At 70.7% G+C, this 25,520-nt stretch carries 21 protein-coding genes; 15 read left to right on the forward strand and 6 right to left on the reverse strand.

Annotated features, from left to right (window positions below; all coding sequences use genetic code 11):
* Window positions 1–498: 498 nt before the first annotated feature.
* Window positions 499–2,166 (reverse strand): beta-N-acetylhexosaminidase, encoded by a 1,668-nt coding sequence (locus tag KBX71_RS23765; RefSeq protein ID WP_374102633.1) that lies wholly within the window; start codon window positions 2,164–2,166, stop codon window positions 499–501.
* 317 nt (window positions 2,167–2,483) lie between these two features.
* Here KBX71_RS23765 and ppdK point away from each other — a divergent pair, with 317 nt between their 5' ends.
* Complete coding sequence (gene ppdK, locus KBX71_RS23770; protein WP_210820124.1) at window positions 2,484–5,219, forward strand: pyruvate, phosphate dikinase; 2,736 nt, start codon at window positions 2,484–2,486, stop codon at window positions 5,217–5,219.
* Between the two features lie 42 nt (window positions 5,220–5,261).
* Here the strand turns inward: ppdK and KBX71_RS23775 are convergent, their stop codons facing one another.
* Window positions 5,262–5,762 (reverse strand): roadblock/LC7 domain-containing protein, encoded by a 501-nt coding sequence (locus KBX71_RS23775; RefSeq protein WP_210820125.1) that lies wholly within the window; start codon window positions 5,760–5,762, stop codon window positions 5,262–5,264.
* A 252-nt stretch (window positions 5,763–6,014) separates the two neighbouring features.
* Here KBX71_RS23775 and KBX71_RS23780 point away from each other — a divergent pair, with 252 nt between their 5' ends.
* From KBX71_RS23780 to KBX71_RS23790, 3 genes are read left to right on the forward strand one after another with little or no spacing between them, the layout of a single operon-like run.
* Window positions 6,015–6,368: a VOC family protein gene (locus KBX71_RS23780; protein WP_124819690.1), complete on the forward strand. Its 354-nt coding sequence runs from the start codon at window positions 6,015–6,017 to the stop codon at window positions 6,366–6,368.
* 42 nt (window positions 6,369–6,410) lie between these two features.
* Window positions 6,411–7,673 carry a deoxyguanosinetriphosphate triphosphohydrolase gene (locus KBX71_RS23785; RefSeq protein ID WP_307847272.1) on the forward strand — a complete coding sequence of 421 codons (1,263 nt, stop codon included), beginning with the start codon at window positions 6,411–6,413 and terminating at the stop codon, window positions 7,671–7,673.
* Between the two features lie 24 nt (window positions 7,674–7,697).
* Complete coding sequence (locus KBX71_RS23790; protein ID WP_210820126.1) at window positions 7,698–8,534, forward strand: siderophore-interacting protein; 837 nt, start codon at window positions 7,698–7,700, stop codon at window positions 8,532–8,534.
* A 7-nt stretch (window positions 8,535–8,541) separates the two neighbouring features.
* Here KBX71_RS23790 and KBX71_RS23795 read toward each other — a convergent pair whose 3' ends face one another.
* Window positions 8,542–9,747 carry a low temperature requirement protein A gene (locus KBX71_RS23795; protein WP_210820127.1) on the reverse strand — a complete coding sequence of 402 codons (1,206 nt, stop codon included), beginning with the start codon at window positions 9,745–9,747 and terminating at the stop codon, window positions 8,542–8,544.
* Between the two features lie 135 nt (window positions 9,748–9,882).
* On the opposite strand from KBX71_RS23795, the gene dnaG reads away from it, so the two are divergent.
* Window positions 9,883–11,772: a DNA primase gene (dnaG, locus tag KBX71_RS23800; RefSeq protein ID WP_210820128.1), complete on the forward strand. Its 1,890-nt coding sequence runs from the start codon at window positions 9,883–9,885 to the stop codon at window positions 11,770–11,772.
* A complete protein-coding gene (locus KBX71_RS23805; protein WP_210820129.1) occupies window positions 11,773–12,309 on the forward strand; it encodes a hypothetical protein in 537 nt (178 codons plus the stop codon). It begins immediately after the preceding gene.
* Between the two features lie 9 nt (window positions 12,310–12,318).
* Here KBX71_RS23805 and KBX71_RS23810 read toward each other — a convergent pair whose 3' ends face one another.
* Window positions 12,319–13,338: a TAXI family TRAP transporter solute-binding subunit gene (locus KBX71_RS23810; protein WP_210820130.1), complete on the reverse strand. Its 1,020-nt coding sequence runs from the start codon at window positions 13,336–13,338 to the stop codon at window positions 12,319–12,321.
* Window positions 13,335–15,539, reverse strand: coding sequence for a TRAP transporter fused permease subunit (locus tag KBX71_RS23815; RefSeq protein WP_210820131.1), 2,205 nt, complete (start codon window positions 15,537–15,539; stop codon window positions 13,335–13,337). The genes KBX71_RS23810 and KBX71_RS23815 overlap by 4 nt, the downstream gene beginning before the upstream one ends.
* A 144-nt stretch (window positions 15,540–15,683) precedes the next feature.
* Between KBX71_RS23815 and KBX71_RS23820 the strand changes: the two genes are divergently transcribed.
* A complete protein-coding gene (locus KBX71_RS23820; RefSeq protein WP_210820132.1) occupies window positions 15,684–16,616 on the forward strand; it encodes an ABC transporter ATP-binding protein in 933 nt (310 codons plus the stop codon).
* Between the two features lie 169 nt (window positions 16,617–16,785).
* Here the strand turns inward: KBX71_RS23820 and KBX71_RS23825 are convergent, their stop codons facing one another.
* Window positions 16,786–16,992, reverse strand: coding sequence for a flavin reductase (locus tag KBX71_RS23825; protein ID WP_307847273.1), 207 nt, complete (start codon window positions 16,990–16,992; stop codon window positions 16,786–16,788).
* Between the two features lie 272 nt (window positions 16,993–17,264).
* On the opposite strand from KBX71_RS23825, the gene KBX71_RS23830 reads away from it, so the two are divergent.
* The 8 genes from KBX71_RS23830 to KBX71_RS23865 all read left to right on the forward strand — a co-directional run bounded on the left by KBX71_RS23830 (window position 17,265) and on the right by KBX71_RS23865 (window position 25,491).
* Window positions 17,265–18,068, forward strand: coding sequence for a helix-turn-helix transcriptional regulator (locus KBX71_RS23830; RefSeq protein ID WP_307847274.1), 804 nt, complete (start codon window positions 17,265–17,267; stop codon window positions 18,066–18,068).
* Window positions 18,059–18,250 (forward strand): DUF397 domain-containing protein, encoded by a 192-nt coding sequence (locus KBX71_RS23835; RefSeq protein WP_210820134.1) that lies wholly within the window; start codon window positions 18,059–18,061, stop codon window positions 18,248–18,250. Before KBX71_RS23830 ends, KBX71_RS23835 begins: the two co-directional genes overlap by 10 nt.
* Before the next feature lie 240 nt (window positions 18,251–18,490).
* On the forward strand, window positions 18,491–19,279 hold the full coding sequence (locus KBX71_RS23840; RefSeq protein ID WP_210820135.1) for an ABC transporter permease: 789 nt from the start codon (window positions 18,491–18,493) through the stop codon (window positions 19,277–19,279).
* A 52-nt stretch (window positions 19,280–19,331) separates the two neighbouring features.
* Complete coding sequence (locus KBX71_RS23845) at window positions 19,332–20,141, forward strand: ABC transporter permease (RefSeq protein ID WP_210820136.1); 810 nt, start codon at window positions 19,332–19,334, stop codon at window positions 20,139–20,141.
* Window positions 20,142–20,205: 64 nt separating this feature from the next.
* On the forward strand, window positions 20,206–21,225 hold the full coding sequence (locus KBX71_RS23850) for a YihY/virulence factor BrkB family protein (RefSeq protein ID WP_210820137.1): 1,020 nt from the start codon (window positions 20,206–20,208) through the stop codon (window positions 21,223–21,225).
* A gap of 261 nt (window positions 21,226–21,486) precedes the next feature.
* Complete coding sequence (locus KBX71_RS23855; protein ID WP_196925128.1) at window positions 21,487–22,665, forward strand: ROK family protein; 1,179 nt, start codon at window positions 21,487–21,489, stop codon at window positions 22,663–22,665.
* A 193-nt stretch (window positions 22,666–22,858) separates the two neighbouring features.
* Window positions 22,859–24,367 (forward strand): sugar ABC transporter ATP-binding protein, encoded by a 1,509-nt coding sequence (locus KBX71_RS23860; RefSeq protein WP_210820201.1) that lies wholly within the window; start codon window positions 22,859–22,861, stop codon window positions 24,365–24,367.
* Window positions 24,364–25,491 carry an ABC transporter permease gene (locus KBX71_RS23865; protein WP_210820138.1) on the forward strand — a complete coding sequence of 376 codons (1,128 nt, stop codon included), beginning with the start codon at window positions 24,364–24,366 and terminating at the stop codon, window positions 25,489–25,491. Before KBX71_RS23860 ends, KBX71_RS23865 begins: the two co-directional genes overlap by 4 nt.
* Window positions 25,492–25,520: the final 29 nt, after the last annotated feature.

Genomic DNA, 25,520 nt, shown 5'->3' on the forward strand with positions numbered 1-25,520 from the left:
TGCGGGGGATGTAACCGAGGCGGCCTGGCCGGTGTTCCCGGCGGCTGCCCCCGCCTGGAGGGCCTGGCGGCTATTTTCCGGCGGGGCCGGCGCACCGTGACCCGGGCTGTTGCGGTGGTCTGCCAGGTATAACGACCCCGGCCGGCCGCCGATTCCGCCGTCGGGGTGGCCCCGACCACCCGACACCCGACACCAAACCCGACAAACAACCCACCCTGCCCGGTCTAGCGATCCGGACGCGGCGGACGAGGCGGGGTGATCGACTCGGGTTCACGGAAGTCGCGGTGTCCGGGCGTCGGGGATACCCCGACATCATGAAAGCCGAGTGGATCATGCCGGTCTGCGCCGTTCGCGCGCCCAGGACCGGTCCGATGCGATGCTCCTGCGGGCTGGCCCGGACAGGCGCAGCGCTGTACGGAACGCCCATCAAGGGGCGACGGAGGACGGCCAGCGTGAACGGTCGGCTGAGCGCCGGGCGGACCGGGCCGCAGCCGTGGATCAGGGGGTGGCGGTTTCGGTTTGTGGCACGTTGCGCTGGGCCGGGACGGTCGGTGTGGTCGACCAGGGGATCTCGGGCGCGCGGTGGAAGGTGATCCCGGCCGTCGTCCAGCGGGGGCCCTGGCCGGCCAGGCGGTCGCGGAAGCCTGCCCAGTCGTGGCTTGCCCGGGGTGACCAGCCCAGTTCGGCGATGGCCGGGAGGCGGGGCAGGAGCAGGAGTTCGATGTCGGCCAGCGAGGTGACCGATTCGGTCCAGAGTGGGGCCTCCACACCGAGCACAGCCTCGGCGGGTACGCCGGCGACGTGCGTGCCCGGATCCCAGTCGTACGCCTTGCGCACGTCGATGAGGCCGGCCCAGTCGTGCCCGATGGGGGTGTCCGGGGCGTACTTCATGTCCAGGTAGGCGTGGTTGCCGGGGGAGACGATCAGCCGGGCGCCGCGGCGTACGGCGTCGACTGTGGTGGGGTCTTCGTCGTTCGTGCCCCACCACTGCAGGACCCGCCCGTCGAGGTGGGCGGCGGGCGCGAGCTGGTGCCAGCCGACGACGGTCTTGCCGAGGTCGGCCACGATGCGCTGGACCCGCTCGACGAAACCGGTGTAGACCTCGCCCTTGACCTTGAACGCCTCGTCGCCGCCGATGTGCAGCCAGGGGCCGGGGGTGAGCGCGGCCACCTCGCCCAACACGTCAGCGACGAAGTCGTACGTCCGCTCGTCGGCCGGGTCGACGTAGCTGAAGCCGACCTCGGTGCCGGTGTACGGCGGTGGTGCGACCTTGTCTGGTGCCAGCTCCGGGTACGCGACAAGCGCCGAGTTGGTGTGCCCCGGGAGGTCGATCTCCGGGACGACTGTGATGTGGCGGGTGGCCGCATAGGAGACGATCCGCGCGTAGTCGGCCTTCGTGTAGTGCCCGCCGGGGCCGCCGCCGACCTCGGTCGTTCCGCCGACGGTGGTCAGGTTCGGCCAGGAGTCGACGGTGATCCGCCAACCCTGGTCGTCGGTGAGGTGCAGGTGCAGGTGGTTGAGCTTGTAGCGGGCCAGGTGGTCGACCACCCGCAGCACGTCCTCGACGGCGAAGAAGTGCCGCGCGACGTCGAGCATCGCGCCCCGGTAGGGGAACCGGGGCGCGTCGGTGATCGTCCCGCCGGGCAGCGCCCAACGTTCGGTGACCGGGGTGGGGCTCTCGATGGCCGCCGGCAGTAGCTGGCGCAGCGTCTGTACGCCGTAGAAGAGGCCGGCGGCGGTGGTGGCGGTGACGCGTACCCCGTCGGTGGTGATGTCGAGGCGGTAGCCCTCCGCGCCGAGGTCGGCGCTGCCGTCCAGCGCCAGCGCGATGCCACCGGCGGGCTCCGGCCTGGTGGCGTCGGTGACCGGCAGCGGGTAGCCGGTGGCCGGGCGCAGGAACTGGGCGAGCTGCTCGGCGACCGCCAGCGCGGCCGGGTCGGTGCTGGCCACGATGACCGATTCGGCCGAGAGCACCCAGTCGGCGGTCGGGTCCGGCTGGACCTGCTGGGGGGCGGGCACGACGTTGGCCAGCCGGTGCGGGGCCGACGGGGCGAGCAACTCGCCCGCCGCCCGTTCGGCTGCCTGGGCCAGTGTGGCCGCGTCCGGTTCCTCCGCCGACAGCGGCGCGGGGACGGCGGTGGGGCCGGGGGAGGGGATGGTCGACACGGCGGCGACTCCGGGGGGTGTATTCGCGTCGGTTATGGCAAAAGTGAGGTTCACCGGCTGGCGTGCCGTCAAGCGTACGACGCTCGGCCGGGATGCGTGATGGTGCGCATGGAAGCGTTCCCAAAAACCGGTACGAACACGGATAGTCGTGATGGCTGTGCCAATTGTCACCGAACGGTCCCAGGTCACTCGATGTTCGCTTAACCTTCGCCCACCGATCGACGTTGACCCCGGGATTACCGGCGGTCCGTCCCGGGGAAGAAGAAAACTGAACCTTCGTTAAGTGTCAATCCGGCGCGTGTGTTGTGGAGGCTCTGGTGGCAGCGCAAGAGACCGTCGATCACAAGTACGTCTACGACTTCTCCGAAGGCAACAAGGATCTCAAGGAACTGCTCGGCGGCAAGGGGGCGAACCTCGCCGAGATGACCAACCTCGGCCTTCCCGTCCCGCCCGGCTTCACCATCACCACCGAGGCGTGCCAGGCGTACCTCGCGACGGGACAGGAGCCGGACGGGCTCGCCGGTCAGATCGAGGCGCACCTGGAAGCGCTGGAGCGCGCGATGGGCAAACGCCTCGGTGACCCGCAGGACCCCCTGCTGGTGTCCGTCCGCTCCGGTGCCAAGTTCTCCATGCCCGGCATGATGGAAACCGTCCTCAACGTCGGTCTCAACGACCAGAGCGTGGAAGGACTCGCACGACAGGCGGGCGGCTCGGCTGGCCCGGCCGCCTCCGGCGGCAACGACAGGTTCGCCTGGGACTCCTACCGGCGACTCATCCAGATGTTCGGCAAGACCGTCTGCGAGGTGCCGGGCGAGGAGTTCGAGCACGCGCTCGACGAGGCCAAGAACGCCAAGGGCACCCACAACGACCTGGATCTGGACGCCGACGACCTGCGTGGGCTTGTCGACGCGTACAAGAAGATCTTCTTGAAGCACACCGGTCGGGAGTTCCCGCAGCAGCCACGCGAACAGCTCGACCTGGCCATCCGCGCGGTCTTCGAGTCGTGGAACGCCGAGCGCGCGGTGCTCTACCGCCGCCAGGAGCGCATCCCGGCCGACCTCGGCACCGCGGTCAACGTGGTGACAATGGTCTTCGGCAACCTCGGGCCCGACTCCGGCACCGGGGTCGCGTTCACCCGCGACCCGGGCAGCGGCGCCCAGGGCATCTACGGCGACTACCTGGCCAACGCCCAGGGCGAGGACGTGGTCGCCGGCATCCGCAACACAGTGCCGTTGCAGGAGTTGGAGCAGCTCGACAAGACCTCCTACGACGAGCTGCTCGGCATCATGGCCCGGCTGGAGGAGCACTACAAGGACCTGTGTGACATCGAGTTCACCATCGAGCGTGGCAAGCTGTGGATGTTGCAGACCCGGGTCGGCAAACGCACCGCCGCCGCCGCGTTCGTCATCGCCGGGCAACTCGTCGACGAGGGCCTGATCGACCTGGACGAGGCGCTGCACCGGGTCAACGGCGCGCAACTGGCCCAGCTGATGTTCCCGCGCTTCCAACTCGACCACGAGTTCCAGCCGGTCGCCAAGGGCATCGGCGCCTCGCCCGGGGCGGCGTCCGGCACTGTGGTCTTCACCTCCGCCCGCGCCGTCGAGCTGGCCGCCGAGGGTAAGTCGGTGATCCTGGTCCGCAGGGAGACCAACCCGGACGACCTGAACGGCATGATCGCCGCGCAGGGCATCCTCACCTCGCGTGGTGGCAAGACCAGCCACGCCGCGGTGGTGGCCCGGGGCATGGGCAAGACCTGCGTCTCCGGCGCCGACGAGATCGAGGTGAACGTGCCGGCGAAGCGGTTCACCGTGGCCGGGCAGACCGTCAACGAGGGCGATGTGGTGTCCATCGACGGCACCACCGGCAAGGTCTACCTCGGCGAGGTGCCGGTCATGCCCTCCGAGGTCGTGCAGTACTTCGAGGGCAGCGTCGACCCGGAGCACATCGACAACGCGCTGGTCCGGGCCGTACACCGGATCATGACGCACGCCGACGGGAAGCGGCGGCTGGCGGTCCGGACGAACGCCGACACCGGTGCGGACGCCGCCCGTGCCCGGCGTTTCGGCGCCGAGGGCATCGGGCTGTGCCGCACCGAGCACATGTTCCTCGGCGACCGGCGGGAGCTGGTCGAGCGGCTGATCCTGGCGCGCGCCGCGGACGAGCGGGAGGCGGCGCTGGAGGCGTTGCTGCCGTTGCAGCGGGCCGACTTCGAGGAGATCTTCCGCGAGATGGACGGGCTGCCGGTCACCGTCCGGCTCATCGACCCGCCGTTGCACGAGTTCCTGCCGCCGCTGGAGCAGCTCGCCGTCAACGTGGCGGTCGCCCAGGAACGCGGCGAGGACGTGGCCAAGGAGGAGGCGCTGCTCGCCGCCGTTCGGCGGATGCACGAGGAGAACCCGATGCTCGGGCTGCGGGGCGTCCGCCTCGGCCTGGTCATTCCCGGCCTGTTCGCCATGCAGGTCCGGGCCATCGCCGAGGCGGCGGTCAGTTGCGCCCGTAACGGTGGCGTGGCGAAGCCGGAGATCATGGTCCCGCTGGTCGGGGCGGTGCAGGAGCTGGAGACGGTCCGCGCCGAGGCCGAGAAGATCATTGCCGAGGTGGTCGGGGACAGCGGTGTCGAGGTGCTGATCGGCACCATGATCGAGGTGCCCCGGGCGGCGCTGACCGCCGGGCAGATCGCCGAGGCCGCCGAGTTCTTCTCCTTCGGCACGAACGACCTGACCCAGATGGGCTGGGGCTTCTCCCGCGACGACGTCGAGGGCGCGTTCTTCTGGCGTTACCTGGAACTGGGTATCTTCGGCATCTCGCCGTTCGAGTCGATCGACCGCGACGGCGTCGGTCGGCTCGTGCGGATCGCCGCCGAGGAGGGCCGGGCCGCCCGTCCCGGGCTGAAGCTCGGCATCTGCGGTGAGCACGGTGGCGACCCGGACTCGGTGCACTTCTTCCACGAGGTCGGCCTGGACTACGTGTCCTGCTCGCCGTTCCGGGTGCCGGTCGCGCGGCTGGAGGCCGGTCGGGCGGTCGTGGAGAGCGGCGGGTCGGACAGCCGGTGACGCACGTCGGCGGCGGCCCGGTCACCCGGCCGCCGCCGGCGCTCAGATCGGCGGACGACGCCAGGTGGGTCGGGACGAGCGGCGCAACTGCGCCGGCAGGGTCGCCATCGGGGTACGCGTGGCCAGCGGGGCGTGCGCGTCCGGCACGGCTGTCGCGCCGATGCCTCCGCCGCGAACGTCCAGGAACGAGCCCGCCCGACGGGCCACCGCCCGCGCCTCCTCGTGCAGCGCGTCCAGATCGCCCGGAGCCGACGCGGTGACGAGGGTCAGCAGGGCGCTGCGCCCGGCCGGGTAGGTCACCACGCAGCCGGCGGTGGTGCACACGACCGACTCCCGGAACTCACCCTGCCGGACGGTGTCGGCCACCCGGTGACCGAGCCCGAAACTCGCGGCGGCGAGCGCGGCGAGATGGGTGGCGTCGGTGCTGGGCAGATCGCTGGAGATGAGCATCCCGTCGGTGGCGGCCAGCACCGTCCCGGCGATGTCGGGTCGGCGCCGACGCAGCCCACGTAGCTCCGTTCCCATCACCGTGTCTGCGTCCACGAGCGTTACCCCTCACCGGTCGGGCTCTGCGTGTCAGTCGGATGGTCACGTTCCGCGCTGGGAACGCTACCGGTGGCCACTTCCGACCGCGAGCCCGTAACCCTCGGCAATCGGTTGGCAACTGCGGGCCAATCGGTGGTTGTGCCCTTCGTCGATGCGTCGTGAGCGGGTCGCGCAACGGCGGCGGGCGTAATCTTGGCTCGCTCGTACACGGCCGATTGGGCGCCGCGTCGAACGGGAAGAGGTGATTGCATGACGAGTGTCTGGGAGAGCCTGACTGTCGACGCCCGCGATCCGGCCCGGCTGGCTCGTTGGTGGGCCGAGGCGCTCGGCTATCAGGTCGTCACCGAGACTCCGAGTGGCGTGGAGATCCGCCAGTCCCCGGACCAGGCGCCCGCCCTGTTCTTCGGCCCGGTGGCCGACGGCAAGGAGCGCAAGAACCGGCTGCACCTCGACCTGCGCCCCGCCAACCAGGAAGCCGAGGTCGAGCGCCTCGTCGACATGGGCGCGCGGCACGTCGACATCGGTCAGGGTGAGGTCGACTGGACGGTGCTGAGTGATCCGGAGGGCAACGAGTTCTGCGTGTTGCGTGAGCGCGAGGAGTGAGCCGGTTTTGCGAGCCCCGCAGTCGCGAACACCAGAAGCCTTGTGAACGCGAGGAGTGAGCCGTGGGCGGCGGACGCTCGGTTGGTCGAGGAGCCGCCCAAGGACACCGGGCATCGCCGGTCGCCGTACGAGCGCGACCGGGCCCGGGTGCTGCACTCGGCGGCGTTTCGTCGGCTGGCCACCAAGACCCAGGTACACACCGCCGGCACTGACGACTTCCTGCGTACGCGGCTGACCCACTCGCTGGAGGTGGCTCAGATCGCGCGGGAGATGGGTGCCCGGCTGGGTTGCGACCCGGATGTGGTGGACGTCGCGGGGCTCGCGCACGACCTGGGGCACCCGCCGTTCGGGCACAACGGTGAGGCTGCCCTGGACCTGCTCGCCACGCCGTGCGGCGGTTTTGAGGGCAACGCGCAGACCCTGCGGGTGCTGACCCGCCTGGAGGCGAAGGTGCTCGCCCCGGACGGCTCGTCCGCGGGGTTGAACCTGACCCGGGCGTCGCTCGACGCGATCGGCAAGTATCCCTGGCCGCGCCGGCCGGGGGAACGCAAGTTCGGGGTGTACGCCGACGACGCGGCCGTCTTCGACTGGATCCGGGACGGCGCGCCCGGCGACCGGCGCTGCCTGGAGGCCCAGGTGATGGACTGGGCGGACGATGTCGCGTACTCGGTGCACGACGTGGAGGACGGCATCCACGGTGGCTACGTCACGTTGCGTCCGCTGCTCACCGACGCCGACGAGCGGGCCGCGCTCTGCGCCGACGTGGCCTCCGCCTACTCCGGGGAGTCCGCGTCGGACCTGGCCGAGGTCCTTGTCGACCTGCTGACCGGTCCGCTGCTCGCGCCGTTCGCCGGGTACGACGGCAGTCATCGCGCGCAGGTCGCGTTGAAGGCCACCACCAGTGGGGTGACCGGGTTGTTCGTGTCCGCGGCGGTGGCTGCCACGGAGGAGCGTTTCGGTCCGGGCCCGCACCGCCGCTACGGCGCCGACTTGGTGGTGCCCCGACTGGTCCGGGCGCAGTGCGCCCTGCTCAAGGGCATCGCGCTGCGGTACGTGATGCGTCGCAGTGGCTTCCGGGGTCGCTACGAGCGGCAGCGCACGATGCTGGCCGAGGTGGTCGCCGCGCTGGTCCGGCGCGCCCCGGAGGGGCTCGATCCGATCTTCGCCCCGCTGTGGCGGGCCGCACCGGACGACACGGCCAGGCTGCGGGTGGTGATCGACCAGGTGGCGTCGCTCACGGACCCGGCGGCGGTGACCTGGCACACCCGCTTGGTCGGCAAGGGGACACCCCTGACGGACAACTAGCTAGCTTAGGCTAGCCTAACTGACATGACGGAACGCCCCAGGAACGTCACCTTGGCCCAGGTGCTGCGCACCGAGCGGCCCACCCCGCACCTGATCCGGCTCGTCCTCGGTGGGGACGAGCTGGTCGGTCTGCCGGTGGGCGAGTTCACCGACCACTACATCAAGGTGGTGTTCCCGCAGCCGGGTGTCGCGTACCCGCAGCCGTTGGACCTCGCCGCGATCCGCCGGGACCTGCCCAGGGAGCAGTGGCCCCGGCTGCGCGCGTACACGGTGCGCCGCTGGGATCCGTTGGCCGGGGAGCTGACCGTCGACGTGGTGCACCACGGCGACGAGGGGTTGGCCGGCCCGTGGGCCGCCGCGCTGCGCCCCGGCGATCCGGTGCACTTCGTCGGACCCGGCGGCGCGTACGCCCCGAGCCCGGACGCGGACTGGCATCTGCTGGTCGGTGACGAGAGTGCCCTGCCGGCGATCGCCGCCGCCTTGGAGCGCCTGCCGCTGGGCGCCCGGGCCCACGTCTTCGTGGAGATCGCCGACCCGGCCGAGGAGCAGAAGCTGCTCAGCCCCGGGGCTGTGGAGTTGACCTGGCTGCATCGCGGCGATCGCCCGGTGGGCGAGGCGCTGGTCGCGGCGGTGCGGGCGTTGGAGTTCCCTGCTGGCCAGGTGCACGCGTTCGTGCACGGCGAGGCCGCCTTCGTCCGGGAGTTGCGCCGGCTGTTGCGCGGCGAGCGCGGCATTCCGCTCGGCCAGCTCTCCATCTCCGGCTACTGGCGGCGCGGCATGGACGACGAGGGTTGGCGCTCCACCAAGGCCGACTGGAACCAGCAGGTGGCGGCCGAGGAGGTAACTGTCGCGGCGGCCTGAGCTCCGGTCATCCCTCGGGCGTCTGGTTTGCCTCGCCGGCCTTGGCCAGTCGCCGGCTGACCAGGATGGCGTACCCGACTACCGCCAGGGAGAGCAGCGACAGCATCAGTCTCGGTTGGTGCACCGTCGCGGTGATCAGCGAGACCGAGACCACCCCGTAGACGGCGATCGCAAACCGGGCGCCGCTCGGCCGTGTCCACAGCCAGTACAGGGCAAGACCACAGAGCGTCCAGATCACCATCGATGCGCCAAGCAGCAGCCGCAACTCCAGCGGCAGGTGGTTCGCGTTGTCGTCGACCAGCCGGACCACCTGCCCGAGTGCCCAGCCGAGCAGCAGCAGCGCACCGCCGAGCGGGATGTGCAGGTAGCTGTACGCCTGCCCTCCGCGCAGCCGGCTCTGGAGGAGTCGGGTGGTGACGAATGTGGTGTAGACCCACCAGACGGCCGCCGGGATCAGGAAGGCCAACGCGGCAGTGAGGATCATGTGTGGCGGTGGGTGGTCCGGCACGGCGAAGAGCAGGCTGGCCAGCGCGCTACCCAGCACGATGATGGTGAACTGGCCGATCCGTTCGGGCAGGTGCCGGTTGTCCACCGGCCAGCGGTTGAGCCAGCGCGCCCCGACCCAGGGCGTGGCCAGTTCGATGACCATCGCGACCACCCACAGCGTCGGGCGCCGCTCGGCGGGGAAGGTCAGCGACACGAACCAGATCAACCAGCCCGACCCGAAGCCGATCAGGTAGATGGTCGTCACCAGGCGGGCCATCGGGCTGGTCGGCCGGGCACGCAGGTACAGCAGGAGCAGCACACCCCGCACGATCAGGTACCCGATGGGCAGGAGCACGCTCTCCGGCACCTCGTCGACCCCGAGCGTCATCGCGCCCGCGCCGACCAACGCGACAAGCACCAGCAGCCGGTGCAGCGCGTCGTCCGGGTCGAACCGGGTGTCGTAGAAGACCTGCCCCACCCAGGCCCACTGGATCACCACGAAGAGCCCGATCACCGCCAGCACTTCCGTCGGCGACGGGGTCGGGTCGCTGCCCAGTCTGGCCACCACCGCCGCCAGCGCGTACACGAAGATGAGGTCGAGGAAGAGTTCCAGCCAGGTGGCGTGCCGGTGGCCGGCCTCGTCCGTCCCCGGGGCCTGGCCGCGTAGCCCCAACCACGCGCCGAACCATCGCGGCACGTGCGGGCCGTCGGTCCGTACCCTGCGCATCTGGTCATGGTCCCCGCGCGGGCCCGGCTCCCGGGCCGGAATCGCCCAGCCGGCAGCGGCCGCCGCCACACCGGCGTCCCCCGGCCGGCGTGGCGTCGGTCCGGCAGGGCAGGATGTACGGCGAGGGGGTGGCGCATGGCTGGGCGGATCCGGGACGAGGACATCGCACTGGTCCGGGAACGCACCTCGATCGGGGATGTGATCTCCGAGACGGTCACCCTGAAGTCCGCCGGCGGCGGCAACCTCAAGGGTCTGTGCCCGTTCCACGACGAGAAGAGTCCGTCGTTCAACGTGTCCCCGGCCCGCAACGTCTGGTACTGCTTCGGTTGCGGGGCCGGCGGCGACGCGATCAAGTTCCTGATGGACGCCGACCACCTCAGCTTCGTGGAGTCCGTCGAGCGGCTGGCCGGCCGCGCCGGCATCCAGCTGCGCTACATCGAGGACGACAAGGGCACCCCGCGCCCCCGCCCGCAGCAGGGTCAGCGGCAGCGCCTGGTCGCCGCGCACGCCGCCGCCGTCGAGTTCTACCGCGCGCAACTGAGCACCGCCGGCGCCCGGCCGGCACGGGAGTTCCTGGCGCGACGCGGCTTCGACCGGGCCGCCGCCGAGCGCTACGGCTGTGGCTTCGCGCCGGAGGGTTGGGACCTGCTCACCAAGCACCTGCGCCAGCAGGGTTTCACCCACCAGGAGCTGGTCACCGCCGGGCTGTCCCGGGAGTCCCGCTCCGGCACCCTGATCGACAGGTTCCGTCGCCGGCTGCTCTGGCCGATCCGCGACCTCGCCGGTGACGTGATCGGCTTCGGCGCGCGCAAGCTCTTCGACGACGACGACGGCCCGAAGTACCTGAACACCCCCGAGACGCCGATCTACAAGAAGTCGCACGTGCTCTACGGCATCGACCAGGCCAAACGGGAGATCGCCAAGCAGGGTCGAGCGGTGATCGTCGAGGGTTACACCGACGTGATGGCCTGCCATCTCGCCGGGGTGACCACGGCGGTGGCGACCTGCGGCACCGCCTTCGCCGCGGACCACATCTCGGTCCTGCGTCGGCTGCTGTTCGACAGCGACGAGGTGGCCGGCGAGATCATCTTCACCTTCGACGGCGACGCCGCCGGGCAGAAGGCCGCGCTGCGCGCCTTCGAAGACGATCAGCGCTTCGTCGGGCGCACGTTCATCGCGGTCAGCCCGGACAACATGGACCCGTGCGACCTGCGGCTGGCCAAGGGCGACCTGGCGGTGCGTGATCTGGTCGCCCGCCGCGAGCCGCTCGTCGACTTCGCGCTGCGACACGTGATCAGCCGCTTCGACCTGGACACCGTCGACGGCCGGGTGGAGGCGATGCGCCACGCCGCGCCGTTGGTCGCGCGACTGAAGGACCGGGAAAAGCGCCCAGAGTACGTCCGCAAGCTCGCCATGGACCTCGGCATGGAGATCGAGCCGGTGCAGCGGGCGGTGCTCGCCGCCGGCAACGCTCCGCCGCCCGGCACCCGCCACACCCGCGACGCCACCCCCGCCGCTCGGCCGGCCTCGGCCCGCCCCGAGCCGGCACTGGACAGCCCGCAGTCGATGGTCGAGCGGGAGGCGCTCAAACTCGCACTCCAGCAGCCGGTCCTGGCCGGGCCGATGCTCGACGCGGTCGAGGCCACCGAATACCGCCACCCGGTGCACATCGCGGTGCGTACGGCCATCGCGGCGGCCGGTGGTGCCGCGTCGGCGACCGGCGGCGCGGTCTGGATCGAGTCGGTCCGGGACGCCTGCGACGACCTGGCGTCCGCGGCGCTGGTCGGTGAGTTGGCCGTCGAACCACTGCGGATCGACGGCGAACCGGACCCGCGCTACGTGTCGATCACCATGGCCCGGGTGCAGTTCGGGTCGGTGACCGCCCGGGTCCGGGACCTCAAGTCGCGCATCCAGCGGATCAACCCGGTGAACAACAAGGACGAGTACTTCGCCGCCTTCGGTGAGCTGCTGTCCCTGGAGCAGCACGCCCGGGCGCTGCGCGAGCAGGCTGCGGGAGGCCTCTAGATGGGACTGTTCAGCCGCAAGCCGAAACTACCGCCGGCTGACCGGCCGCCGCTGACCGCCGACGAGCGGGTGTTGGCCTGGGCCGCCGCCGGCAACGGCGAGGGCGACGGGGTGGTGGTCGCCACCAACCTCGGGTTGTGGCTGCCCGGTCGAGGGCAGCGGCTCGGCTGGCACACCCTCCTCAAGGCGGTCTGGTCCGGGCGGGAGCTGACCGTCACACCCGCCGAGCCCGTCGTCGAGCGGGACGGCTACACGATGGTCGCCGACGGTCCGGCCGAGACGTACCTGCTGCTCGACCCGAGGGAGCTGCCCCACCAGGTGCGGGCCCGGGTGACCCGCTCGGTCGCGTACACCGAGCACCAGCCGGTGCCCGGCGGCGCCGCGCGGGTCGCGGCCCGGCGCGTGGCCGGGGTCGACGGTCTGACCTGGACGGTCCGACTCGACCCCGGCACTCCGGCGGACGACGAGGCAGTGCTCGCCGAGACCGACCGGCTGGTCGGCGTGGCCCGCGCCGCCACCGCGCCGGCCGACTCCTGACCGACCGGGTCAGTTCGCGCCGAGGTCCTTCAGCGCCTTCTCGGCACCGCGATGCAGCGGCACCGGCAGGGTCCTGCGGGCCTTCTCCAGCGAGATCCCCTTGGCCGCCGGGTTGGCCTGGGCCAGGGCGTCGCGCTTGTCGAACACCGTCCGGGTGATCGCGCAGGCCACGTTGGCGTCCAGGTCCTTGCGGACCAGCAGCACGTTGGGCACGACGATGGTCTTGGTGTCGGTCGCCGTCCGGTACGCGTCCCGTCCGATCGTGCCTTCCTGGTAGCCGGGGCTCAGCGCGGTCAGCTTCGGCAGCAGCGGAGAGATGTCGACGAACCTCACCGAGTCGCCGGCCGTGGTGAACAGGTCGGTGAGGCCCCCGGTGGGCAGACCCCCGGACCAGAAGAAGCCGTCGACGCCGCCGTCCTTGATCCCCTCGACGGTCTTGGTCAGGTCCAGTCGCTGCGCCCGGATGTCAGTGGCCGGGTCGAGGCCGGCGGCCTCCAACAGTCGGTTGGCGATGACCTCCGTGCCGGACTTCGGCGAGCCGGTGGAGATCCGCTTGCCCCGCATGTCGGCCACCGAGGTGATCCCGGAATCGTTGCGGACCACCACCTGGGTGTAGTTGTCGTAGATGCGGGCCAGCGCCTGCACCGGCTGCGGCGCGGTGAAGCTGCCCATGCCCTCGACCGCGTTGACAGCCGTGTCGAACAGCGAGAACGCCACGTCGTACTGGCCAGCGACCAGTTGCTCGACGTTCTGCACCGAGGCGCCGGTCTCGGCGGCGGTGCCGGTGAGCTTGCCGCCGGTCGCCCCGGACAACTGCCCGGCCAGGGCGTTGCCGACCACGTAGTAGACGCCCGTCGCGTTGCCGGTGGCGATGCCGACGCGGGTCTCCCGGGTCACCTCGCAGGTGACCTCGCTGGCCGCGTCGTCGGTGGCCGCGCCGCCCTGCTGACCTCCGCAACCCGCGGCACCGACCGTGACGAGGGCGAGCACGCTCAGGCCCGCCGCGAGTCGTACGTCGATTCGTCTCACAGTTGTTCCTCCACAGGGTCGGCTGGTGATCCGGACGATGGCCGGCCGGCGGATCTCCGTCGGGCGAACACACCGGCCGCCGCGACGGCGGCCAGCGTCGCGCCGACGGTGACCGGTACGGGTTCGAGCCAGAGCAGTGTGACGCCGGCGACGGCGCCGATGATGCGTTCCGGGGCGCCGGCGGGGCCCACGCCGGGCAGCCAGCCACCGGCGGCGACGGCGAGCACCGCCACGCTGAGCGCGACGACCACGGCCGCGAAGGCGATCCGCTGGACACCACCGATGCCGAGCAGACCGAGCCCGGCCGGCGTGATGACGAACGCGACAGGGGTCAGGTACGCCGGCAGCGCGTACCGCAGGGTCTGCCACATGGTCGGCACCAGCCGGCCGCCGGTGACCGCGGCGGCGGCCACCGCGGCGAGTGCGGTCGGTGGGGACACCTCGGACAGCACCGCGAAGTAGAAGACGAACATGGCCGCCGCCGGCGCGGTGACGCCCAGGTCGAGCAGGGCCGGACCGACGATCACCCACCCGATCACGAACGACGCGGTGACCGGCACGGCCAGCCCCAACAGGCTGAGCGCGACGGCGGCGAGCAGCGCGGTGAGCACCAGCACCAGCGTCGGGTCCGACGTGGCCGCCTGCGCCCCGCCGATCAGCAGCGCCGCCGCCTGCGGCCCGAGGCCGGTCTTCGTGGTGGTCGCCGTGATGATGCCGGCGGCGGCGCAGACCGCGGTGACGGCGAGGATGCCGCGTACGCCGGTGACGAGCGCTGTCACCAGCCGGCCCGGGGTGAGCCGGTGGGTACGGTCCAGGAACGACAACGCGACGGTGAGCAGAATGGCGAAGACGACGGCCCTCGTCGCGGACACGCCTACCGCGAGGAACACGATGATGGCGATCAGCGAGGCGAAGTGGTAGCCGAACCGGGCCAGCAGACGCCAGGGTGAGCCGACCTCGATCACCACGGGGCGTACGCCGGAGCGGCGCGCGTCGATCTCCACGGCGAGCAGGATGCCGAGGTAGTAGAGCACCGTCGGCACGGTTGCCCAGCCCAGCACCTGGAGGTACGAGACGCCCAGGTACTCGGCGATGATGAACGCCGCCGCGCCCAGTGTGGGCGGGGAGAGGATGGCGCCCACCCCGGCCGCGGCCAGCATGCCGCCGGCCCGCTCCGGCGGGTAGCCGGCGCGGCGCAACAGCGGCCAGGTGACCGCGCCGATGCTCACCGTCGTCGCCGCGCCGGAGCCGGAGACGGTGCCGAGCAGGAAGCCCGAGGCCACCGCCGTCCGACCGGCGGCGGTACGCGAGCGCCGGAACGCCGCGGCCGACAGTTCGACGAAGAACCGCCCGGCCCCGGACAACTCCAGCGCCGCGCCGTAGATCGTGAACAACACGATGTACGAGGCGGCCACGTCGAGTGGCGTGCCGTAGAAGCCGCTGTCGGAGTTGTGGAACGCGTCGACCAGTTGACTGAAGTCGAGCCCGGCGTGCGCGACCGGCCAGGACTGCGGCAGCAACCCGCCGTAGTAGCCGTAGCCGAGGAACAGCAGGCAGACAGCGGGCAGGATCCATCCGGTGGTACGTCGACACGCTTCGAGCAGCAGGAGCAGCAGGACGGTGCCCAGCACCAGATCCGTCGGCGCGAGCAGGCCCTGCCGGTCGAGGAACGCGTTGTAGCCGCCGCCACCGCTGCCGATCCGGATCGGCAGGACGGGGTAGAGACAGGCCGCGACAGTCAGCGCGACCAGAACCCAGTCGGTCACCGTGGGCCGCGTCGCGGTCTTGTCGGCGTTGTCGGCGCGTCGTCGCCGGGCGCGGAGGCGGGCCGGCAGCCGCAGGTCGGCCGGGTAGGCGAGGAAGACCAGCGGGAGTACGCCGGCCAAGAAGATGATCAGGTAGTACTTGCTGCCCTGCGACAGAGGGCGGAACACCTGCCACAGGGCGAGAGCGCCGACCGCCAGCGCCGCCGAGGTGAGGAGCAGACCCGCCGGCCCGGAGAGCACCCGGCCCGGTTTCTCGTCCTCGAACTGGGCGGCCAGGTCCCGGGTCGCCCGCTCGGCGACGCCGGGCTCCGTCGGCTCGGCTCCCGGTCGTGGTCTGGGTGGCGCGCCACCAGGGCTCGCCTCGGGCCCACCGGTGGGAGAGTTGGCTGGTCGGGCAGCTGACGACGAACCATCGGGCGCGCTGATGGGCGACACGAAAGGACGATACACGTCGATTGGCTGACGGGTGGGGCGTCGATTGGCGTTTCGCCGCCGGTGGTACGGACGCCGGGGTGATCGGCCGGTCGTCGGCGCGTATTGGCGTGGAGGGTTGTCGGGTCCGGCGGTTAGGGTCGGGCGGTGACTTCGGGGCGACCACTGATTCGGGCTCGCGGGCTGGTGAAGCGGTTCGGCGATTTCACCGCCGTGGACGGCATCGATGTCGACGTGCGTCCGGGTGAGGCGTTCGGCTTCCTCGGGCCCAACGGCGCGGGCAAGTCGTCCACCATGCGGATGGTCGGCTGCATCTCCCCACCCAGCGCGGGTGAGCTGCGCATTCTCGACATGGACCCGGTGGCTGACGGGCCGGCGATCCGGGCGCGCCTCGGTGTGTGCCCCCAGCTGGACAATCTCGACCCGGAGCTGACCGTCCGGGAAAACCTGACCGTCTACGCCCGCTACTTCGGCATCTCCCGCCGGGCGGCCCGGGAGCGCGCCGCCGAGCTGCTCGACTTCGTCCAGCTCACCGAGCGGGCCGACAGCTTGGTCGAGCCGTTGTCCGGTGGGATGAAGCGTCGGCTGACCATCGCCCGCGCGCTTGTCAACGATCCGGAGATCGTGCTGCTCGACGAGCCGACCACCGGGCTCGACCCGCAGGCCCGGCACCTGGTGTGGGAGCGGCTGTTCCGGCTCAAGCAGCAGGGCGTCACGCTGGTGCTCACCACGCACTACATGGACGAGGCCGAGCAGCTCTGTGACCGCCTGGTGGTGATGGACGGCGGCCGGATCGTCGCGGAGGGCTCGCCCCGGGCGTTGATCGAGCAGCACTCGACCCGCGAGGTGGTCGAGTTGCGCTTCGCCGCCGAGTCGCAGGAGCCGTTCGCCGGCAAGCTCGACGGGCTGGGGGAGCGGGTCGAGGTGCTGCCCGACCGGGTCCTGCTCTACGTGCCCGACGGCGACGCGGCGGTCGCCGAGGTCACCGCGTTGGGTCTCCAGCCGGCGAACGTGCTGGTGCGGCGCAGCGGCCTGGAGGACGTCTTCCTGCACCTGACCGGCCGCACCCTGGTCGACTGACCGCCCGCGAGCGATCGTTGGCAGCGTCGCACGGTTGATCTGCCGGCGGTCGCAACGTGCCAGTGCCCGCCACTCGATCCGCAGATCTTGGACACTTTCCGTTAACAGCTAACGGAAAGTGTCCAAGATCTGCTCATGTCGCAGGCGATCTGCAGGGGAGCTGCCATGATCACCGGGCTCTGGCCCAGGTGATGAATCGGTCGGTCAGCCGGTCGTGGCCGGCGAGGTCCCCGGCCGCCTCGTAGTGCAACGTGGCGAGGTAGACGAGCAGGCCGATCCGGTCCTCGCGGTACTCGCCCAGCAGCGCCAGGCGGGCCGGCGAGCAGGGCCATGCGGCACCGCAGACCCGGCAGCGCCAGGACGGGCGTGCCGCCACGTGTGGGCGGTACCGCGGCATCAGAGCCCGCCGCTGTGGTGAGCCGACCAGGCGAGTCGCACGAGGAACCTCCATCGGGTGGGTGGGAGCGCCCCGGATCGGGGGTCACGGGGCGCTCCCGGCCTGGTTCCGCCCGCCGTCTGGATCCCGTGAGCGGTTCCGCTGCGTGACAGTCTGGTGAGGATCCGACTACGGTGGGAGGTTCCGCACGCCGACGACCAGCGCGTACGGCGATCGGCCCGGCACGGTACGAGGATGTACGGAGGCTGTCCGTGGAGAGTTCGTCCATGCTGGAGCACTTCGCCGAGGAACTGCGGCTGGCTCGGGCCGCCAACGGGATGTCACAGGCCGCGCTGGCCGAGGCGTTGAGCTATTCCGGGGCGCTGGTCGCGAAGGTGGAGACATCCGAGCGCCGCCCGAGCCTGGACTTCGCCCGCCGGTGCGACGCCGTGTTCTCAGCCGACGGTCGGTTCGAGCGCATCCAGCGGCGGATCAGCCGCGAGGCCGTGGTGCCGTGGTTCCGCGACTGGGCCGGCATCGAGCAGGAGACCACCGCACTGCGGTGGTTCGAGCCGCTCTACGTGCCGGGCCTGGTGCAGACCGAGGATTACGCCCGCGCCATCCTGGCCGGCGCCGGGCTCTTCGCGGCGGACGAGGTCGAGCAGCAGGTGACCGCCCGGCTCGATCGGCAGGGCGTGCTCACCCGGGACCGGCCGCCGCTGCTCAGCGTGGTCGTCGATGAGTACGTGCTGCGCCGCCACATCGGCGGGCCGGAGGTGATGCGCGAGCAGTTGCGTCACCTGGTGAAGCTCGGCTCGGCCCTGCCCCGGGTCCGAATCCAGGTCGTGCCGCTGTCTGCCGGTGCGTACGCTGGGCTCGATGGTCCCTTCGTGATCGCCACCGCCGCCACCGGTGAGGATGTCGTCTTCCTGGACGGGCAGCGCCACGGCCAGGTGATCGACCGCGTCGAGTACGTCCGGCAGATGGTCGAGGTGTGGGAGTCGATCCGGGGTGAGGCACTATCGCAGCAGCAGTCCCTCGATCTGATCGCGGAAGTGGCGGAGACATGGAGCTGACCGGCGCCCGCTGGCGCAAGAGCACCCGCAGCAACGGCAGCGGCGGTGCCTGTGTGGAGGTTGCGGCCAACCTGCCCGGGCTGGTGGCCGTCCGCGACTCCAAGGACCCGGCCGGCCCGGTGCTCGTCTTCCCGCCCGACGCATGGCGCGCGTTCGTCGACTCCGACTCTGTTGGCCGGTAGTCAGCGGCCACGCCACCTAGATCCACTCGGCTTTCAGGAAGTCGGGGCATTGAGGTCGCTTTGACACCCCGACTTTCAGGAAGCCGAGTCGATCAAGGACGACGAGGCGACGCGGGGCCCAGGGCGACGCCGCGAAACCCGGGCGACACGTCGGCGGGGTCGTCGTAGGGTGACCGGCGGTCTGTCGTACCCCGGGGGTAGACAGGTCGTGGTGGTCGGCGCGGTGGGCGGGGTGGTCGGGTGAGTGCGGCGGGGTCGGCGCGGTTCCCATGGGTGCCGGCGTTTGCGGTGTTCGAGCACTACCTGGTGGGGCTTCGACGCACCTGGCGGGCCGGGGTGTTCTCCTCGTTCCTGCTGCCGGTGCTGACGGTCCTCGGCTTCGGGTTCGGCGTCGGCGCCTACATCGACCAGGGCGTCGGCGGGGTGCGTTACCTCGACTGGCTGGTCCCCGGGCTGATCGCCTCGACAGCCCTCCAGGTGACGGTCGGTGACTCGACCTGGCCGGTGTTCAGCAACTTCCAGTGGGTCAAGACCTACTTCGCGCAGGGCGCGTCGCCGCTGCGAGTGGGTGACATCGTGGCCGGGCACCTGGCCTTCGTGCTGTTCCGGGTGCTCACCACGATCGCGGCGTTCCTGCTGGTCACCGGGTTGTTCGGGGCGTTGCGCTCGCCGTGGGCGGTGGTCACCCTGCCGGTGGTGGCGTTGCTCGGGCTGGCCGTCGCCGCGCCGACCTTCGCGTACGCCGCGTCGGTGTCGAGCGACAGTTGGCTCGCGATGCTGTTCCGGTTCGCGGTCATCCCGATGACGCTCTTCGCCGGGGTGTTCTTCCCTGTCGAGTCGTTGCCCGAAGCGCTGCGGTGGCTGGCGTACGTGACGCCGTTGTGGCACGCCGTGGACCTGTGCCGCGCGGCCACGCTCGGCGTCGCCCCACAGTGGTCGATCGTCGGGCACCTGCTCTACCTGGCCGCCTGGGCGGTCGCCGGCTGGTTGCTGGCGGTCCGCGCGTTCCGTAGCAAGCTCGTCGTCTGAACAGCAACCCGTCGTCTGAACAGCAACCCGAAGAGCAAGCAGAGAGGCTGTCGTGGTCACGCTGATCCTGCCCCGGCTGGTCGACGTCTCCGCCGCGTCCCGGCGGTCGGCTTCGGTGGTCGAGCGCAACGTCGCGGCGCTGAAGCCGGTCTACTGGCTGCTGCTGCTCTCCGGCTTCGTGGAGCCGCTGCTCTACCTGCTGTCCATCGGGGTGGGCGTCGGCGCGCTGGTCGGCGACCTGCCGTTGCCGGACGGGCGGCTGGTCTCGTACGCCGAGTTCGTGGCCCCGGCGATGCTCGCCTCCTCGGCGATGACCGGGGCGCTCTCGGAGACCACATTCAACTTCTTCGGCAAGATGAAGTACATGAAGCTGTACGACGGGGTGATCGCCACCCCGGTACGGCCGTTCGAGATCGCCGTGGGCGAGTTGGGTTGGGCGATGCTGCGGGGGAGCGCCTACTCGGCGGCGTTCCTCGGTGTGATGGTCGCGCTGGAGTTGACAAGCGTCACCCGCGCGCTGACCGCCTTCCCGGCCGCTGTGCTTGTCGGGTTCGCGTTCGGGGCGCTCGGCATGGCGATCTCCACCTTCATGCGCAGTTGGCAGGATTTCGACCTGATGGCCTCCGCGCAGTTCACGCTGTTCCTCTTCTCCGGCACCTTCGTTCCGGCGCAGGCCTACCCGATGGTGCTGCACTGGCTCGTCGAGATCACCCCGCTGTACCGGTCGGTGCACCTGATCCGCGGGCTCGCGCTGGGCGGTGACGGCTGGCTCTGGCTGCTCGACGTGCTCTACCTGCTGGCGATGATGGCTGTCGGTCTGCTGGTGGCTTCCCGCCGAATGGCGAGGTTGCTCTACAAGTAGGGGTTATCCGCGCCCGTCCACGGGGCATGTCCGGAGGTGACACTGCCGACCAGGAGGAGGGGCGATGGCCTCGGACGAGTCTTCCGCCCAGCGTGAGGGTGATCCGGCCACCACGCCGGTCGGGCCCGAGGCGGGCCCGGACAGCCCCACCGACCTGCCCGGCAGCGGCTGGAAGGCGGCGATGCGCCGGACGATCACCGAATTCCAGGACGACAGCCTCACCGACTGGGCCGCCGCGCTGACCTACTACGGGGTGCTGTCCATCTTCCCCGGCCTGCTGGTGCTGATCTCCCTGCTCGGCCTGCTCGGCGAGAGCGCCACCGAGGGCGTCAAGGACACTGTCAACCAGGCGGTGCCGAACGACAGCATCCAGGAGATCATCGAGGGCGCGATCAACACCGCCCAGCAGAACGGCGGCCTGGCCAGCATCGCGGCGATCATCGGTCTGTTGGCCGCGTTCTGGTCCGCGTCCGGCTACGTCGGTGCGTTCATGCGCGCGTCCAACACCATCTACGACGTGCCGGAAGGCCGGCCGATCTGGAAGACGCTGCCGATCCGGGCCGGCGTGACCGCGGTGATCGGCGTGCTGCTGCTGGTGTGCGCGGTGATCGTGGTCTTCACCGGCCGCCTCGCCGAATCGGTCGGTGACGTGATCGGGGTCGGCTCCACGGCCGTCACGGTGTGGGACATCGCGAAGTGGCCGGTGCTGCTGATCCTGGTCAGCCTGATGTTCGCGATCCTCTACTGGGCCTCACCGAACGCGCGGCACGGCGGCTTCCGCTGGATCAGCCCGGGTGGCGTGCTGGCCGTGGTGATCTGGCTGGTGATCTCCGGCCTGTTCGCCTTCTACGTGAGCAACTTCGGTTCGTACGACAAGACGTACGGGACGCTGGCCGGGGTGATCATCTTCCTGGTCTGGCTGTGGCTGAGCAACATCGCGATCCTGCTGGGTGCGGAGTTCGACGCGGAGTTGGAGCGTGGCCGCGCGATATCGGCCGGGCACGCGGTGGACGACGAGCCGTACGTCGAGTTGCGCGACGATCGCAAGCTCCGCAAGAAGCGCAACGCCGCGGGTCGCCGCTGACGATCCCGCCTTGAAACGCCCTGCCGCCGAGGATCGGCTGGCGGGGCGTTTGCGTGTCCGTCGATGGAACTGCGGGCGAGGGGACGCGGGCCGTCCGTGATCCTTTCCTTGATCGACTAGTAGCTTTTGTTCTTTCGGACAAAAGTTGGTCTCGGAACGGTTGAAGCTCTGGACAGGCGGCGTGGAACGCTCTTACTGTGTCGGACACAACACATCGACATTGCGTCGATGTGAACGCTGCCAATGAAGAGGGGGCTCCCGGTGCGGACCGTCGACCCCCTACACGTGCGCCTGTTACGGCTGCTTCGCGACGAGGGCGCCGTGTCTCGGGCCGAGCTGGGCGACCGCCTCCAGATGCCGCGTCCCCGCATGCTGGCCGAGCTTGATCGCCTGGTGGCGCTGGGTTACGTCGCCGAGGCCGGGCTCGCCGCATCCCGAGGCGGGCGTCGCTCGACACTTGTCGAGTTGAACCCGAAGCTGCGCTTCGCCGCCGTCGACCTCGGCGCCAGCTCGATGGACGTCGAGGTTGTCAACGGCCGCCTCGAACCGGTGGCCCACTACGCCGAGGCGGCCGACATCCGCAACGGCCCGAAGGTGACCCTGCAACGGGTCAACGAGCTGCTGCACAAGGCCCGGGTCGACGGCGCGTACGAGCGCCTGGACGCGGTCGGCATCGGAGTGCCCGGCCCGGTCAGCTTCCGCGACGGCGTTCCGGTCTCACCGCCGATCATGCCGGGCTGGGACCGGTTCCCCGTGCGTGAGCTGCTCAGCCGGGAGCACGGCTGCCCAGCGGTGGTCGACAACGACGTCAACATCATGGCCATCGGTGAGCGCCACGGCGGGGTCGCCCACTCGGTGGACGACTTCCTCTTCGTGAAGATCGGCACCGGCATCGGGTGCGGCATCTACCTCACCGGCGAGGTCTACCGGGGCACCGACGGCTGCGCCGGCGACATCGGCCACATCCAGGTCGACTCGCACGGTCCGATGTGTTCCTGCGGCAACGTCGGCTGCCTGGAAGCGCTGTTCAGCGGCGCCGCGCTGGCCAAGGACGCTGCCGCCGCCGCCCGCAGCGGGACGTCGCCGGCACTGGCCGAGCGGTTGGCCCTGCGCGGTGTGGTGACCGCGCTGGACGTCGCCGAGGGCGCCGTCGAGGGCGACGTGACCTGCATCCAGTTGATCCGGGACGGCGGACGGCGGGTCGGCGGAGTGCTCGCCGGCCTGGTCAGCTTCACCAACCCGTCGATGATCGTGATCGGCGGCGGGCTGGCCCAGCTGGGCCACATCCTGCTCGCCGAGATCCGCAGTGTGGTCTACCGCCGGTCGCTGCCGCTGGCCACCGGCAACCTTCCCGTCGTCCTGTCCGAGTTGGGCGGCCGTGCCGGTGTCACAGGCGCGGCGGTGCTCGCGAGTGACGTCGCCTTCGGGGAAGCGTCGTGAGCGCGAGGAGTGAGCCGGGTTTGCGAGCCCCGCAGTCGCGAACAAAGGCCGGCACCGTGAAGCTGTTCGAGATTCCGTCGTGAGCGAGGAGGAGACTGTGGCTCTGCCCGAGGATGACCCCGCCACCGCGTCGGCCGAGGCCGTCGCCGAGGCGCCGCTGGTCGAGGCTCCCGCCGACACCGTCGCGGGCGAGGTGGTCCTGCGCCTCACCGATGTGGTGAAGACCTTCCCCGGCGTACGCGCGCTCGACGGCGTGCAGCTGGAGGTGCGTGCCGGCGAGGTGCACTGCCTGCTCGGGCAGAACGGCGCCGGCAAGTCCACCCTCATCAAGGTGCTCGCCGGAGTGCACCAACCGGATTCCGGCCAGGTGGAGTGGCGCGGCGAGCCGGCCACGTTCGCCAACCCGCAGGCCGCCATGAAGGCCGGCATCGCCACGATCTACCAGGAGCTCGACCTCGTCGAGGACCTGTCGGTGGCGGAGAACGCGTTCCTCGGGCACGAGTACCGCAACTTCGGGTTCGTCCGGCGCGGCCGGATGGCACGGCACACCCGGCAGATCCTCGGCCGGCTCGGCCACGGTGAGATTCCGCCGGGGCGGATGGTCCGGTCACTGCCGGCGGCGGGCAAGCAGATCGTCAGCATGGCGCGAGCGCTGTCGCACGAGGCCCGACTGATCATCATGGACGAGCCGAGCGCGGTGCTGGCCCACGACGAGGTCGGCAACCTGTTCCGGATCATCCGTGAGCTGACCGCGCAGGGCATCGCCGTCATCTACATCTCCCACCGGTTGGAGGAGATCCGCGAGATCGGCGACCGGGTCACCGTACTCAAGGACGGCCGGACCACGGCGGCGAACCTGCCGGCGCGCGACACCCCGACCCACGACCTGGTGAGCCGGATGACCGGCCGCACCATCGAGTACGTCTTCCCGGACCGGCCGACCGAGGACCCCGCCGGCGCCGACCTGCTCCAGGTGGAGGGGCTGACCCGTCCGGGCGAGTTCGCCGACGTCTCGCTGAGCGTGCGTGCCGGGGAGATCGTGGGCATCGCGGGGCTGGTCGGCTCCGGTCGTTCCGAACTGCTGGAGACGATCTACGGTGCACGCCTCCCGGAGGCCGGCACGGTGCAGATGGACGGGAAGGTCCTGCGTCCCGGCGTCGGCGCGGCGGTTCGCGCCGGCATGGGGATGGCCCCGGAGGAACGCAAGAGTCAGGCGCTGCTGCTCGGCGAGCCGATCTACCGCAACGTCACGCTGGCCACCTTCGGCCGGTACGCGCGACTCGGCTTCACGAACGCCGCCAAGGAACGCGCCGAGGCGGACCGGATCGCGGAGACCCTGGAGCTGCGGCCCCGGGACGTCGACCGGCCGGTACGCACGCTGTCCGGCGGCAACCAGCAGAAGGTGGTGGTCGGGCGTTGGCTGCTCGGCGGCACCAAGTTGCTGCTTCTCGACGAGCCGACCCGGGGCGTGGACGTGGGCGCTCGGGCCGAGCTCTACCAGGTCATCCGGGCATTGGCCGCTCAGGGCGTGGGGGTGCTGCTGGTCTCCAGCGAGGTGCCCGAGGTGCTGGGTCTGGCCGACCGGGTGCTGGTGATGCGGGAAGGACGGGTCGTCCGCGAAGCCGCGGCCGGCGAACTCGACGAGAACACTGTGCTTGACCTCGTTATGGCGGGGTCCTTGATGGAAGGCGCACCGGCATGAGCGACGCGACTCCCACTCCCACCGCGACACCGGAGCGCCCGCAGCTTCCGGCGCAGTCGCCGCCGGTGGATCCGGCGGAGACGGCGGTGGCCAGCAACAAGTCAGGTTCTGGGGGCAGGCTCTCCTGGTGGCGGGGTGACGGTGGCGACGGCGCCAAGCGCAACCTCGGTCTGATCGGGGTGCTGGCCGCGCTCATCGTGGTCGGCGCGGTCACCAAGCCCGACCTGTACGGCGACCCGAACTGGGTCTGGAACAACGTCCTGGCCATCCTCCAGTTGGCCTCGGTCGTCGGCGTGGTCACGGTCGGGATGACCTTCGTGATCATCGGTGGTGGTATCGACCTGTCGGTCGGCGCGATCGTCGCGCTGGCCGGGGTCTGGTGCACCACTGTGGCCACCCAGAGCTACGGCGCCGCCGGCATGATCTTCACCGCCCTCGCGGTCGGCATCTGCGTCGGCCTCGTCAACGGTGTGCTCATCTCGTACGGGCGGCTGGTCCCCTTCATCGCGACGCTCGCGATGCTGGTGGCCGCGCGTGGGCTCGCGGCATCGATCTCCAACAAGCAGACCCAGGTGTCGAGCAGCACCTTCATCAACGACATCGCGGCGCGCAAGGTGATCGGGATCCCGATCCTCGTCTACATCCTCGGCGCGGTCGTGCTGGCCGGTTGGGTAGTGCTCAACCGCACGACCTTCGGCCGGCGGACCATCGCCGTCGGCGGTAACCCGGAGGCGGCCCGGCTGGCCGGCATCAACGTCCGGCGACACACCATGCTGCTCTACGCGCTCTCCGGTCTGTGCTGCGGAATCGCGGCCATCATGCTCACCTCGCAGGCCACCTCGGCACAGGCGGCGATGGCCAACCTGTACGAGTTGGACGCTATCGCCGCGGCGATCATCGGTGGGACGTTGCTCAGCGGTGGCCGGGGCACGATCGTCGGCTCGCTGCTCGGCGTCATCATCTTCGCCACGATCACGAACCTCTTCGCCATCAACGGCCTCTCCATCGAGGCACAGAACATGGTCAAGGGCGGCATCATCGTCGCCGCCGTCCTGGTCCAGCAGTTCCAGTTCAAGTCCGTCACTCGGCTCCTCGCGCGGAACAGGGTCACCACCGCAACCTGACGCACCGCACCGTTGTCCTGGCGACGTCG

It is taken from the genome of Micromonospora sp. D93, from assembly GCF_018070365.1.
Lineage (GTDB): Bacteria > Actinomycetota > Actinomycetes > Mycobacteriales > Micromonosporaceae > Micromonospora > Micromonospora ureilytica.